The sequence below is a fragment of the Paenibacillus sp. 276b genome, from assembly GCF_900107875.1.
Taxonomy (GTDB): domain Bacteria; phylum Bacillota; class Bacilli; order Paenibacillales; family Paenibacillaceae; genus Paenibacillus; species Paenibacillus marchantiae.
This window is the reverse complement of the sequence record NZ_FNRR01000001.1, coordinates 1644950-1659498: the sequence shown is the minus strand read 5'-3', so window position 1 is coordinate 1659498 and position 14549 is coordinate 1644950. Positions and strand designations below refer to the sequence as shown.

10 protein-coding genes are annotated in these 14549 nt (G+C 50.4%); 9 read left to right on the top strand and 1 reads right to left on the bottom strand.

Annotated elements, in window-relative coordinates:
- Positions 1-19: 19 nt before the first annotated feature.
- The 3 genes from BLV50_RS07045 (at position 20) to BLV50_RS07035 (ending at position 5049) form a co-directional block, all read left to right on the top strand.
- Complete coding sequence (locus BLV50_RS07045; protein WP_090807527.1) at positions 20-1600, top strand: extracellular solute-binding protein; 1581 nt, start codon at positions 20-22, stop codon at positions 1598-1600.
- Between the two features lie 75 nt (positions 1601-1675).
- Complete coding sequence (locus BLV50_RS07040; RefSeq protein WP_143021524.1) at positions 1676-3433, top strand: sensor histidine kinase; 1758 nt, start codon at positions 1676-1678, stop codon at positions 3431-3433.
- On the top strand, positions 3418-5049 hold the full coding sequence (locus tag BLV50_RS07035) for a response regulator (protein WP_090806681.1): 1632 nt from the start codon (positions 3418-3420) through the stop codon (positions 5047-5049). The genes BLV50_RS07040 and BLV50_RS07035 overlap by 16 nt, the downstream gene beginning before the upstream one ends.
- A gap of 100 nt (positions 5050-5149) precedes the next feature.
- Here BLV50_RS07035 and BLV50_RS07030 read toward each other — a convergent pair whose 3' ends face one another.
- Positions 5150-5917 (bottom strand): helix-turn-helix transcriptional regulator, encoded by a 768-nt coding sequence (locus BLV50_RS07030; RefSeq protein WP_079693666.1) that lies wholly within the window; start codon positions 5915-5917, stop codon positions 5150-5152.
- A 303-nt stretch (positions 5918-6220) separates the two neighbouring features.
- On the opposite strand from BLV50_RS07030, the gene BLV50_RS07025 reads away from it, so the two are divergent.
- The 6 genes from BLV50_RS07025 to BLV50_RS07000 all read left to right on the top strand — a co-directional run bounded on the left by BLV50_RS07025 (position 6221) and on the right by BLV50_RS07000 (position 14532).
- The gene (locus BLV50_RS07025; protein WP_064637823.1) at positions 6221-7585 is read left to right on the top strand and encodes an extracellular solute-binding protein; all 1365 of its coding nucleotides are present in this window, start codon (positions 6221-6223) and stop codon (positions 7583-7585) included.
- Between the two features lie 103 nt (positions 7586-7688).
- Positions 7689-10580, top strand: a complete 2892-nt coding sequence (locus tag BLV50_RS07020) for an extracellular solute-binding protein (protein WP_090806679.1) — start codon at positions 7689-7691, stop codon at positions 10578-10580.
- A 19-nt stretch (positions 10581-10599) separates the two neighbouring features.
- Positions 10600-11556 carry a carbohydrate ABC transporter permease gene (locus tag BLV50_RS07015; RefSeq protein WP_063567965.1) on the top strand — a complete coding sequence of 319 codons (957 nt, stop codon included), beginning with the start codon at positions 10600-10602 and terminating at the stop codon, positions 11554-11556.
- 2 nt (positions 11557-11558) lie between these two features.
- Positions 11559-12434, top strand: a complete 876-nt coding sequence (locus BLV50_RS07010) for a carbohydrate ABC transporter permease (RefSeq protein WP_063567966.1) — start codon at positions 11559-11561, stop codon at positions 12432-12434.
- 27 nt (positions 12435-12461) lie between these two features.
- Positions 12462-13913 (top strand): SMP-30/gluconolactonase/LRE family protein, encoded by a 1452-nt coding sequence (locus tag BLV50_RS07005; protein WP_371129234.1) that lies wholly within the window; start codon positions 12462-12464, stop codon positions 13911-13913.
- Positions 13897-14532 (top strand): Yip1 family protein, encoded by a 636-nt coding sequence (locus tag BLV50_RS07000; protein ID WP_072733035.1) that lies wholly within the window; start codon positions 13897-13899, stop codon positions 14530-14532. Before BLV50_RS07005 ends, BLV50_RS07000 begins: the two co-directional genes overlap by 17 nt.
- The last annotated feature ends 17 nt before the right edge of the window (positions 14533-14549 follow it).

Sequence of the window (14549 nt, the reverse complement as noted above, 5' to 3'; positions counted from 1 at the left end):
CGGATATTCAGGACAAAGCATGCCCGTGGTGGATGGGCAGCCATCCGAGGATCATTCCATTTTCGGAAAATACAGTTCTCCTGTAGAAGTATCTTTTGTCAGAGAGGCCGGGGATGATCTGGAGCGCATGATCAGCCAGATGCCGGGAGAGACACTGCTGGACAATCGCTGGACCCGGTTATATGAGCAAGAGCTTGGGATTAAGCTTCGCTATGACTGGATCGCCAAAGGAGATATGTACGGTCAGAAGCTGGGTGTTTCCCTCGCTGCAGGTCGAATTCCGGACGTTGTGAAGGTAAATCCATACCAATTAAGGCAGCTGAGCAATGCGGGGCTGATCCAGGATCTGTCCGAGGTGTACACAACGTATGCTTCGCCGCTTGCGAAGAGCATATTGGAGGCGGAAGGAAGCGGGCCTTTTGACGCGGCAACCATCGATGGCAAGCTGATGGCGATACCTGAAACGGCCTCCTCCATCGAGACAGCCCAGTACTTGTGGATCAGAACCGATTGGCTTGAACGTCTGGAACTTCAGCCGCCTGAGACGATGGAGGACGTACTTGAGATTTCGAAAGCGTTTACACAAGAAGACCCTGACGGCAACGGCCAACAGGATACCTACGGCCTTGCACTAACGAATCATCTGTGGGACCCGGTCATGGGGGGTGCTGGTCTGATGGCAGGGTATGGTGCATACCCGAATATATGGATTAAAGATGCACATGGCAAGCTCGTTTATGGCGGCATTCAGCCTGAAGTCCGGGAGGCGCTGCAGGTTCTGCAAACGATGTACCTGGAGGGGCAGCTTGACCCTGAATTCAGCTATAAGAAGGGAACACAGGCCGTACGACTGATCAAAAACGGAAAAATCGGCATGCTGTACGGAGAACAATGGACACCCTTCATGATTCAGTCGAGCCGAGAGAACGATGCAGCAGTGGACTGGCAGCCTTACCCCATTGCCGCAGAATCCGGCAGGCAGGTTAAAGTGCCACTTCGCACCAATACCTGGCAATATTTCGCCGTCAGGAAGGACTATGCTCATCCTGAAGTGGTGATGAAGCTTATGAATCTTCATTTGCAGACCAACTGGGGGGAGCAGGCGCAGTATGAAACGTACTACAATGACGATTCCAAGGCAGTGTGGATGCTATCGCCGGTGACCCCCTTTCCGGGAACCAAAAATCTGGATGCTTACCGGCAAATTCGGGAGGCGCAGCGTTCCGGTAATCTTGCTGTTCTTCAGGATGAAGCATCCGCTATTCAGAAAAGAGTTGAGGCCTATGAGACGGAAGGTGTCGAAAGCGGCTGGGGCTGGAATCAAACCTACGGACCGACAGGCGCATTTAGCATAGCTGATGGTTACGAGCGGAACGGACAGCTTTTATATGACCAATTCACGGGGGGGATTACAGAAACGATGGTCGACCGTCAGATGATCCTGAACGATCTTCAGCTTGAGGCATACATGAACATTATTCTCGGCAGACCGATTGAAGAGTTCGACCAGTTTGTGGAGAGTTGGCTCAAGTTAGGCGGAGAAAAGATCACAACGGAGGTTAATGCGTGGCTCAAAACCAAAACAGCACTGGAACGCTGACCGCTCCTCAATGGTGCCTTCATATGCAAAATGTGCAAAAAGACAATCCAGCCTGTAGCAATGGAGGGGAGTGAGTTGATTAAGTTTCCTGCCCAATCCTGGCGCAGCAGCATTTTCGCCCGGTTGGTTATCACCTATCTGATTTTTGTTCTTCCACTGATTCTCCTGGGCCTGTATCTGTACAATTGGAGCTATGACAATGCCAGCCAGGAAATTTCCTCGTCAACAGAAAGACGGCTTACCCGATATTTGGATGAATTGAATCGGGAAATTGAATGGCTGGAGTTGCAGCAGTTTGACATCGTTGAGGACAGGAAGCTGAACAGGCTCGCCATTCTGTGGGGAATGATGGATCAGGTAGAGCGCCGCGATACATTGAATTATTTGTCCGAGCGGCTGGCTACGTTCAAGAACAGCAGTGCTTACATCAAGAACGTTTATGTGCATATCCGCACGATTGGCAAGAGCATCTCCGCCACCCATGGCATCGATGATTATGACAAAGCCTCCTATGAATACTTTAGCTCCGGCATGCAGGGGAAAGGCGCGCGCTTTACGGTGAAGGAGGACACCATGAATCTGAGTGCCGTGCGCCTGACTGGCAAGAAGGGAGAAGAACCGCTGTTTGCGGTCCAGGTCGAGCTGGATACGGAGCAATTTCAAAATGCACTGACCCAGCTTAATCTGTACTCGGACAGTGGCTCCTTCCTCATTGAGGAAAAGACGGGCCATATTATCACAGACGTTTCCAAGCGTGACTTAATCCTCCCTTACTACCGTGATCACATCACCGATAGTGATCATGGCGGCTTTCAGGTGAAGGTCGAGGGTACACGCTATTATGTCAGCCAGAGCCATATGGGCCCATTGGGCTTATCGGTAGCAACGTATTTACCGGAGGAAAGTGTGAAGAGGCCGCTAAGCAAGTTCTATCATTGGGCCTGGCTGTTTGCAATGACATCCTTCGTCGCGATATCGGCTTATCTCTATTCTAGCTACAGGCTGATTCACATTCCGCTGCTGTTGCTCGTCAAAAGATTCAAAAAAATGGAGACAGGTGTACTGGACATCCCCATCGTGCACAAGCGCAAGGATGAATTTGGCTTTCTGTACTCCCGGTTCAATCAGATGCTTGAGAAGCTTCAACTGCTTATCGATCGGGATTTCAAAAAGACGATGATGATGCAGCGCGCCGAATTGAAGCAGCTTCAGTCGCAGATTAATCCTCATTTTTTGTATAACAGCTTTTTCATTATCAATTCGCTCGCAAGAACGGGGGATACAGCGCGGATTGAGCAATTTGCCAACATGCTTGGTGAATATTTCAGGTTCATTACCCGAAACGGGACAGATCATGTAAGACTGGAGGAGGAAGCTGCCCATTCGAGTGTGTATACGGAAATTCAGAAGCTGCGTTTTTCCAGACGAATACAGGCCGACTTCGGGGAGCTGCCACTGGATATGAAGCAGATTCGTGTTCCCCGGTTAATCATACAGCCAATCATTGAGAATGCTTACGAGCACAGTCTTGAAAAAATGACGGATCAGGGCATGCTTAGGGTCCGGTTCAGCATGAAGGGGAATATCGCTGAAATCAGTGTAGAGGACAACGGGCATGAGTTGACGGACCTGCACATTCATGCGCTTCAGGAGCGTCTGCTTGAAGATGGCAACTCGGATGAAATGACCGGACTCATGAATATTCATCGGCGCCTGGTGCTGACATTCGGGGAAGGAAGCGGCCTGTTTTTGGCCAGAAGCGAGCTGCAGGGATTGAAGGTCACGATTCGAATCCGAAGGGAAGGAAGGCAAAGCGAATGTATCGACTTTTGATTGTGGATGATGAGGAAATTATTACGGACAGCCTCTACGAAACCTTTGCAAGCCATATGCCGGAACGGCTTGATGTATGCAAGGCTTATTCAGCCAGGGAGGCATTAACGTGGATGGAACGCTCAAGGATCGATATCGTGTTGACAGACATTCGTATGCCTGGCATGAGCGGTCTTGAACTGACAGAACAGATCCAGGCTTACTGGTCGCACTGCCGCGTCATTTTTCTCACCGGCTACAGCGATTTTAATTATGCCTACAAGGCTTTTCAAATGCCCAATGTACGTTATTTACTCAAAACGGAAGGATATGACAAGATCATGGCTGTGGTTGAGGAGGTCATGCAAGAGATTCGGCAGAGTCACCGCATGCACGAATTGCTGGAGCAGTCCCAAGAGGCAACCTGTCAGCTGGAGGTGCTTCAGCAGGAAGAGTATTTGAGGAACGTGCTACAGAACTCCACACCATATGTGGCAGGTTGCTCCAGTGAGATTCAGGATGAATGGGCAAGGCGAGACATGAGTCTTCATCTCTCGGCCCCTGTTTACATTGTGATGGGTCGATTTGATTATAAGGATAAACCTCTGCACCTGGAGCGCGTACAGATTCAGGCATCAGCGCGAAGGATCGGTTCTTCCCTGATGGATGAGCACACCCTTCACGCCAGCGTAACAGACCATTATGGAGATGTGGTATGGCTGGTTCAGCCAAAACATCCGGAAGCAGAGCCAGGCCATTCACTGATCCGATATCTGGAGGGTATACTCGAATTGGTGCAGGAAGCCTGCATGGCTTCACTTGGCATATCGGTGGCTTTTGCGTTAAGCGGGAAAAGCTACAACTGGTACGACATTACTCGGCAATACGAGCGATTGAGGCAACTGCATTGGATGAAGATTGGTGATGGCATTTCCATGGTGCTTACCGATCATGATGATGCTTTGCCGAATCAGGGCCAAAGGGAGCTCACACGGGTCAGCAGCCGAATTGAGGTCATGTCAGGGTATTTGGAAACGGGACGAATTCAGCAATTTTACGAAGTGTTTGAAGAGCTGGCCAATGAACTGCTTCAACAGGATGTGACGATGGAGAGGGCGATGGAAACCTATTATAATCTGGCGCTGTATCTGTATTCGACTATCAATCGATGGGGACTGTATCAGGATATTCCCGATCAGCGCAGATTGCTTCGTCTGAGCGAGTGCGCATCTATGAAGGACGCGGTGCAGGTGCTGTATCAGGCAACCGACAAGCTCGTACGCTTCAAGGGCTCGGATGAGCAGGAGCGAGCGAATGCGGTCATTTATTCCCTGTGTACTTACGTCAAGGAGCACCTGGAAGAAGATCTTTCCCTAGTGAGGCTGGCAGAGCTTCATCATTTCAATCCATCCTATCTCTCCCGTTTCTTCAAACAGGAGATGGGCATCAACCTCTCCGAATTTATTGACGAGCTGCGAGTTAGAAGAGCAAAGGAACTGCTCAGGAATAGCGATCTCATGGTTCGGGAGGTTGCACTCCTGGTTGGTTATGAGGCAGCGCATTCCTTTACTCGTTTTTTCAAAAAGGTGACAGGCATGACTCCCCAGGAATTCCGGGAATCCCTTTTGGTCCGTTAAAATAGAAGTAGATATGAACAGAAGCAAGACCTCAGGTGAGATGAACCTGAGGTCTTGCTTTTGTTTTTGTTTGATGATTCCCAAAGGGGCAGCTCCACAACTATGCGGTGAACGTTTTTTGCTTTCGATAGACATTGGGGGTCTCCCCGGTATATGCTCTGAACTTTTTATAAAACCAGTCTGTATCCGTATATCCAACCTCGCTGGCAATTTCGTAAATCCGCAAATTGGTGGATATCAACAGCAGCTTGGCTTTTTCCATCCGCTGCTGCATTAAATAATGATTAAAGGACACGTTCTCTTCCATTTTGAATTTTTGACCAAGATACGCACAATTAAAATGAAGCAAGTCGGAAATCCTCTTTAGTGTAATGTCACTGCTCAGGTGATCGAGCACATAAGCTTTTACCATCTTGATCACTTGGCTGGAATGCACGTGCTTGCCTTCCAAATGAACCAGCGATCTGAAGGCAGAAGGAAGTCTCTTCGCGGGCTCCGAATCAAGCCTGGACTTGAGCCGATCCAGACTGTTCAGGAGGGCGGAGGCATGGAACGGACCTGGCAAATAATCGCTGACCTGATATGCTAACGCTTTGCGTACAAGCCTGAAATGATCCCCTCCCCCCATGAAAAGGATCGGAATCTGACTTTTCTTTCGAATATAGTGGCATAACCACAAACCTGCAGCAGCAAATCCCCCGGTGCTCACGAGCACGACAGAAAATTCTCGACCGGCCAAAGCTGACAAGGCGGCGCACGCAGAGACTACGCAGTCTCCGATGACGTGATCGGAGTTACTGCGCCGCAGCAACTTCTGCAATTCTCCGTGCGTGTGGCCGCTGAAGTCCACAAGCAAGATGTCATGCATGAAGCAAAACCTCACTTTCGCTTGATTTGAATCTCTCTGAACCACTCTAAAACCCTCGGTCCTTAGTATGACTCATGTCTTTATTTCATTATGGGAATAAAAGAAAGCGCATACAATGTGCATCTCTTTGCGGAGGGACCATTTGTTTACCAATTCAAGCCGAAAATGCTTCAACCTGGATTCAAATTGCCAAAACCCATAGTTTGACAGGGTAAGCCCCTTTACTTTAACGGGTTGTTTGCGCTTTCATTCAAGAGCTACACTTTGATAGAAAACTGTAAAACACATTCAGGGGGGACAACGATGAGAAAAAAAACGTACATGCTGATGAGCCTGGTCCTTGTAATCATGCTGTTGATTACCGCGTGCAGCACTGGCTCCAGCGCACAGACAGAGCCGGAAACGAAGGCGCCGCAGGCGGAGCAAACTACGAATGAAACAGAACCTAAGAATGAGACATCAACGCCGGAGATGGATTTTGACATGGGGGGAAGAAAAATCAAGGTGGTTGCCTGGTGGGACATGAAAATGACCGATAGCAACCCGGATAACATTCAGCGAATCGAGAACTTGGAAGCACTGAAGAAAAAGCACAACTTTGACATCGAATACATTTCGATTGATTTTGGCGAATACCAGGAGAAGGTCGTGGCTTCCCTGATGGCGGGAGAACCGCTGGGCGACATTGTCCGGCTGGGCAAAAGCTACGCTATTCCGGCACTGACCAAGCAAGACTTGTTATGGCCCGTGGATGAGTATACCAAGAACGAAAAGGTGTTCAACCAGAAAACGACCAACGAATACATGCAGTACGAAGGTAGGGGCTACGGATTTACCGAGGATCAATCTTCATTTATCAGTGGCATTTTTTATAATCGCACACTCATGCAGGAGCTAGGTATGAAGCCCTTGCAGGAATATGTGGACGAAGATCAGTGGAACTGGGATACGTTCATTGAAGTAGCCAAAAAGGCAAACAAGGACCGCAATAACGACGGCAAGCTCGATACCTGGGGATTGGCCCAAAGGGGACTGCTTGAACCGGTGCTGTATTCCAACGAAGCCTCACTGACCAATGGTGACAAGCAAAATTTGGATGATCCAAAAACAAAAGAAGCACTGAGCTTCGTTTCCAAAATGGCTACCGAGCAAGTCGGCAGAGCCTCGGAAGGCGGGGATTGGACTGAACCGGCCACGTTCTTCCGTCAGGGCAATACGCTAATGTATTCGGGCGCCATGTACGAGATCGAAGGCATCAAAACAGATATGCAGGACTATGATATCGGCTTCCTGCCTTTCCCGAAAGGGCCAAGTGCAAGCGCGTACCACTCTGGCGAGTCGCAATATCAGGCGCTGACGATTCCAAAAGCAGTCGAGCATCCGGAGCAATTGATGTATATCTGGGAAAAAATCAATGAGATCGATTCAATCTACGATTACCCCGGACAATCGACCCTGGAGACTCACTTGGCGGACGAAGCTGACATCGAAAATGCCAGAACGGTTGCTGACGGCATGCTGGTGCTTGACCACAATACGTTCCCGTCACTGCCTTTCTGGGATTTCAACGGTGAGCTGGTCGATGGTGTTTCCGTTTCAACCGTCATTGAAAAATACAAGACGCCGTTCCAGGCAGCCATCGATGAGGTATACAAGCAAAAGAAATGATGCTGTCCTCTCCGGAACGGATGCAAAGCCCTACGCACTGTCCCTGGAGAGTGACACACCATAACCATGCTCCACGCCATAAGGAAGGGGGACATATTGGAACATGCGGTCACGAAAGAAAAAAGGATTGATTCTGCTGCTCGCCATTGCGTTGATCTTCTCCATATGGAGCATTTACCCTGCGCGGGATCGTAGTCCGGGCATCGTTCAGGCGCGCGAGGATTTTGAAGCCGTGTCGGGTACAGACGATCCACGCAGCTATGAACATTATCTCTCAACGCATACAAACGCAGACAAGCCGGAGCAGACCGTAAGAATCGAAGGAGAATCTTTCATTCAGGCTGCGGACGATGAGTTCGAGGTTGTCAATGAATATGCCGGACTGGATGGGAAAGCGGTCATCACCCCGGAAGTTGGCACTATCAGCTGGGAGGTCCCTGTACAGGCGAGCGGTTTATACCAGATCCGCGTTCATTATTATCCCGTCGCGGGCAAAAGCTCCGGCATTGAGCGGAAGCTGACCCTGAACGGAGAGGTTCCGTTCAGGGGAGCCGATGTGCTGCTATTTGACAGGGTATGGGGGAACCGCGAAGACAGCGTGCGAAGAGATGATCGTGGCAATGATCTCAGACCACGGCAGGTGGAGAAGCCCGTTTGGCAGCTTGCTGCATTCAAGGACAGCGCCGGTTACTTCGAGGAGCCGTACCAGTTTTATTTTGAAAAGGGAAACCAGAAGCTTTCGCTTACCTCGCTGCGCGAAAGCATGGCGATCGATTATATCGAGCTGTACAAGGAAGAGGACATTCCATCTTACGCAGAGCTGCAGGCCACTTATGAATCGGCAGGATTCAAGCCAGCGGAAGCTGTCATGCTCAAGGTACAGGGAGAACAGGCGGTGAGTAAATCGTCACCAACCCTTGCCCCCATTTCGGATCGGTCGAGTCCTTCACTTGAGCCCTATGATGTATCCAAAATTCGGATCAACGCCATTGGAGGCATCAACTGGAAGCTTCCCGGCGAATGGATCGAATGGGATGTAGACGTGCCGGAGGATGGCCTGTACCAGATTGCACTCAAGGTGAAACAGGATCAGCTTCGTGGCGTCTATGCCACACGAAGTCTGATGATTGACGGGAAGGTTCCATTCAAGGAAATGGAACGCATTCGCTTTAACTATAGCCCCGAATGGCAGACACGGGTTCTTGGTGAAAGCGAGCCTTACCTGTTCCAGCTCTCAAAAGGAACACATCGCTTGCGAATGACGGTTACGCTGGGCGATATCGCTCCGCTGCTGCGCACGGTGGAATCCAGCGTGCTGGATCTGAATGAGATGTACCGCAAAATTTTGATGATTACCTCTAACAATCCTGATCCTTTGAGGGATTACCAGCTTGAACAGCGCATTCCCGAGATGACCGAGGTATTCCAGCGGCAGGCCGACATTCTCCGTTCCGTTGCCGACTATTTGGAGAAGGCGACAGGTGAGCAGAGCGACAAGGTAGCCGTATTGCATGCGATGGTCGTGCAGCTGGAGGATATGGCGGCAAGACCGGAAACGGTGCCCAAACGTCTGGATACCTTCAAAATCAACGTGGGCGGGTTGGGAACATGGATTCTATCGGTTCGTGAACAGCCTATAGCACTGGATTACCTCCTGGTATCCTCACCGGATCAGAAGCTGCCCGAGGCTGAGGCAACTGTGCTGCAACAGATGAAGCATGAAGTGGGTGCCTACGTCGCTTCCTACACGGAGGATTATGACAGCATCGGCAACATGGAGCAGAAAAAGGATTCCATCACCGTATGGATTACAACCGGACGTGATCAGGCACAGGTGCTGAAAGCTCTGATTGATGAATCCTTTACACCGGAAACCGATATTTCGGTGCAGCTGCGCCTTGTTCCTCCCAACATCCTGCTGCCTGCAACGCTGGCCGGGGAAGGCCCGGATGTGGCGATGCAGATGGGCGAGGATATTCCGGTCAATTACGCGATGCGTAATGCGGCAGCCGACCTGAGCGGATTCCCGGACTTTGAGCAGGTTGCAAGTCGATTTCGCGAGAGCGGATTGACGGCTTACCGCTATAACAACGGGGTATATGCTCTTCCAGAGCAGCAGCATTTTCCGATGCTGTTCTATCGCAAGGATGTCCTCAACGAGCTTGGCTTGGAGCCGCCAAAAACGTGGCAGGACGTCTATAATGCCATCTCGGTGCTGCAAAAGCACAATATGGAGTTCTATTTGCCAATCGAGGATACAACAAACAATGCCAACATGATACCCAACGCCACCTTCGCCATGCTGCTATACCAGAACGATGGCGACTTCTATAAGGAAGATCAAAAGGAGAGCGCGCTGAATTCAGAAATTTCCATGGATGCGTTCAAGAGGTGGACCCAATTTTATACAAATTACAAATTCCCGCTTAAAGCTGATTTTCCAAACCGCTTCCGTACTGGGGAGATGCCGCTTGGTATCGCGGATTACACAACCTATAACATGTTGACCGTTATGGCGCCCGAGATCCGCAATCTGTGGGACTTCACCATCGTTCCGGGCACGCAGCTGGAGGATGGTTCCGTAAGGCATGAGGTGGCAAGCACGACGAGTGCAGTCATGATGCTGGAAAACGCAAAGAACAAGGAGGCTGCATGGTCGTTCATGAAATGGTGGACCGACAAGCAGACCCAGATTGAATATGGCAGGGAAATGGAGGGACTGATGGGAGCAGCGGCGCGTTATCCGACCGCCAACATCGAGGCATTAGAGCAGTTGCCCTGGCCGGTTAAGGATTATCAAAACCTGGAGCAGCAGTGGGAGTGGGTAGAGGGCATTCCCCAGGTTCCCGGTGGCTATTTCACGGGCCGACATCTCGACAACGCGTTCCGTAAGGTGGTCAATGCAAACGAGAATCCGCGTGAAGCCTTGTCCGATTATGTTCTGTACATCGACGATGAGATCGAGCTCAAGCGCAAGGAATTTAATCTGAAGTAGAAGGAAGGGAGGGTAACGGTTGCAGGCAGAAATCACCAAGACACCCGCTGCGCCTGCCATCAACGCCAGGCAAGCGAGCAGGTGGTCCCTTTTGAAAAGGGATTTGTACCTAAGCAGACACTATTACGTACTGATGGCACCGTTTATGCTGATCTTTTTCTTGTTTACGGTCATTCCGGTCGGACTCTCGCTGGGCCTCAGTTTTTTTCACTTCAATATGCTGGAGCTGCCCCGATTTGTCGGCTGGCAAAATTACTCGCGGCTGTTCCTGAACGACGATGTTTTTTTAATCGCCCTTAAAAATACGCTGCTATTTGCCGTTATTACGGGTCCAGTCAGCTATATTGCCTGCTTTTTGTTTGCGTGGATCATCAACGAGCTGTCGCCCAAAATTCGGGCCATCATGACGCTTGTGTTCTATGCACCTTCCATTTCAGGCAACGTTTTTTTCATCTGGCTGATCATTTTTTCGGGAGACAGCTATGGATATATGAACGGCTTTCTGATGCGCCTCGGCGTTATTCTGGAGCCGATCCTGTGGCTTGCAAACGAGAAGTACGTGCTGGCGATCGTCATCCTCGTACAGCTGTGGCTCAGCCTTGGCACGAGCTTCCTCGCCTTTATTGCGGGCCTCCAGACCATCGACCAATCGTTGGTTGAAGCGGGCACTGTGGATGGCATCAAAAACCGCTGGCAGGAGCTATGGTACATTACACTGCCTTCCATGAGACCGCAGCTTATGTTCGGCGCAGTGATGCAAATTACAGCCTCGTTCGCTGTCGCCGAAATCTCCATCGCGCTGGCTGGCTTTCCAAGCGTCAACTATGCGGCACATACCGTCGTAACACATCTGATGGACTACGGCACCATCCGTTTCGAGATGGGCTATGCGTCCGCCATTGCGACTGTTTTGTTCGCCATGATGCTCGGAACGAACATACTGACACAAAAAATGCTGAGAAAGATAGGTGAATGACAATGACCAGCAAGGTACGCGCCGTCTTCGGCATGTCCAGAAAACTGAATCGGTCATTTACCGTCAGCCTGATGTTGTTTGCACTGCTGGCTCTGTTTGGGTCATTCATGGTATTGCCGCTGATCTACACGGTTAACAATGCCTTCAAACCGCTGGATGAGCTGTTTATTTTTCCACCGCGCTTTTGGGTGAACAATCCGACGACAGAAAATTTTGCAGACCTGATCAATCTGATGGGTAACTCCTGGGTTCCTTTAACCAGATACATTGCCAATACGCTGATTATTACGCTGCTCGGAACGGCAGGCCATATTCTGCTGGCTTCCGCAGCCGCGTACCCGCTGGCCAAATACCGGTTTCCCGGTTCAAAGGTGCTGTTTACCATCGTCATTCTGTCCCTGATGTTCTCACCACATGTCACGGCGATTCCGAACTACATGGTGATGTCCTGGCTAGGATGGATCAACACACATGCCTCCATTATTGTGCCTTCACTCGCCTTTTCCCTGGGACTCTTCCTGATGAAGCAGTTCATGGAGCAAATACCGGATGCGCTGCTGGAGGCCGCAAAAATCGACGGGGCCAACGAATACCGGATATTCTGGAGTATCGTAATGCCTAATGTGAAGCCAGCCTGGCTCACGCTTATGATTTTGCAGTTTCCGGCGCTGTGGGGAACCGATGGCGGAAGCTTCATTTACAGTGAAAATCTGAAAACACTGCACTATGCGCTCAGTCAAATTATCCAGGGAGGAATTGCCCGTGCAGGCGTCGGCGCTGCGGTAGCGCTTCTGCTCATGATCGTGCCGATCGTCCTGTTCATCATCTCCCAGAGCAGTGTCATGCAGACGATGGCAACTTCCGGTATGAAAGAGTAGAAGGGGGGCAGCAACATATTGAAAAACATGTGGAAAAAATGCGGATGGCTCACGATGGGCCTTGCCTGCCTCCTGTGCTTGGGAAATGCGGGGGCAACGGCTTTTGCCGATGGTCAGACGGATGCGTACAACTACTCCTACTGGGGAGAAGCGGTTCGCTCTCCTGCCGCGTATGAGGCGACCCGAATAGTGACGGGCACCGAGCTGAAGATTGGCACATTCAAAGAACCAAACGACATGCATGTCACAGCCGATGAGCGAGTTTACGTGCTGGATTCGGGCAACAGCCGAATCGTCGAGCTGGATCGGGAATTGAAGCTGAGACGAGTTATCGATTCATTTGATCATGACGGACAGAAGGATTATTTCAAAAATCCGCAGGGATTGTATGTATCAGACAATGGGCAGCTGCTCGTTGCGGATTCGGATCATCAGCGGGTGGTTCATCTGGATGAGCAGGGGCAGTTGATCAAAATTGTGGAGCAGCCGCAATCCGACCTGCTGAAAGCGGACTTTCAATTCAAGCCGCTCCGGGTTGTTATGGATAAAGGCGAACGGATTTACGTCATGGCTGAAGGTGTTTTTGACGGCTTCATGGAGTTTAATTCCGACGGTTCCTTTGCCTCGTTTATCGGAGCCAACAGGGTATCGGTCGACCCGGTGGAGTATCTTTGGAAACGATTCGCAACCCGTCAACAGCGCAGCCAGATGGTCATGTTCACACCAACCGAGTTCACCAATATGGACATTGACGAAGAAGGATTCATCTATGCAACGAGCGGGGACCAGAAGGGATTACCGATTAAGAAACTGAATGCGCAGGGCGCGGACATCCTGAGAAGGGAAGGCTACTATCCGCCGCAGGGGGATTTGTTGTACACCAATGAGAAAGGGCCTTCCCGGCTGGTTGATGTGGACGTGGGGGACAGCGATATGTATTCCGTGCTTGATGCCAAGATGGGGCGAGTGTTTACCTATAACGGAGATGGATATTTGCTCCACATGTTCGGAGGCATCGGCAACCGGTTGGGACAATTCAACACTCCTGTTTCGCTGGAGCGTGCAGGAGACCGCATACTTGTGCTGGACAAAGCACTGGGCGAGATCACCGTATTTCAAACGACAGAATATGGACGCACACTGCATGAAGCGGTGCGAAGCTATTTCAACGGAGACGAGGAAGGATCTGCGGCAAGCTTTGCGAAAGCGGCAGATATGAATGCCAATCTTGAATACGCCTACGCAGGCATCGGAAAAGCGCTGCTGCGTCAGAAGGATTATGCAGAATCTGCGCAATATTTTAAGCGAAGCATGGAGCGGGAAGGGTATTCCAAAGCGTTTCTCCTGTTTCGCAAAGAGCTGCTCCGCGAGCATTTCTCATGGATCATGTCGGGATTATTTCTGATTGTTGCCGTGCTGGTAACCGTGACCATCGTTCGCAGACAGAGAAGGGGGACAACGAATGCAGGTATCAAGTAGACAGCTGATCCAATATCCGCTGCATCTCATATTTCATCCGTTTGACGGGTATTGGGAGCTGAAATACGAGCGAAATCAGAGAACAACGCTGATGATCGCATTGGTCATTTTGGGTTTGTTGACAATAACAACGATCCTTCAGGCCCAATACAGCGGCTTCCTGGTTAATTTCAATAACCCGAAACGATTGAACAGCCTGCTGGAAATGGTCTATGTCATTGTTCCGGTGCTGTTCTGGTGTACAGCGAACTGGTCGCTCACCACGCTTATGGACGGAGAGGGCAAATTCTCGGAAATTTTCATGTCCACGTGTTTTGCACTGGTTCCGCTGATTTTGATTCAGTTTCCTTGGATTTGGCTCAGCCTGATCATTTCCGGGCAGGAAACCGCCTTTTATTATTTCTTTAACATGGCTGCCACGGCCTGGACGGTATACCTGTTATTTGTCGGCAATATGACGGTGCATCAATACTCACCCGCCAAAACGGTGCTGACCATGCTTCTGACGTTGGTTGCCATGGCCTTCATGGCATTTCTCTGCCTGCTGTTCTTCAGTCTGGTGCAGCAGATTGTGTCCTTTGCAGCCACCATCTATCAGGAACTTGTACTCCGGGGCTAAGGAAGGAGAATGGAGAT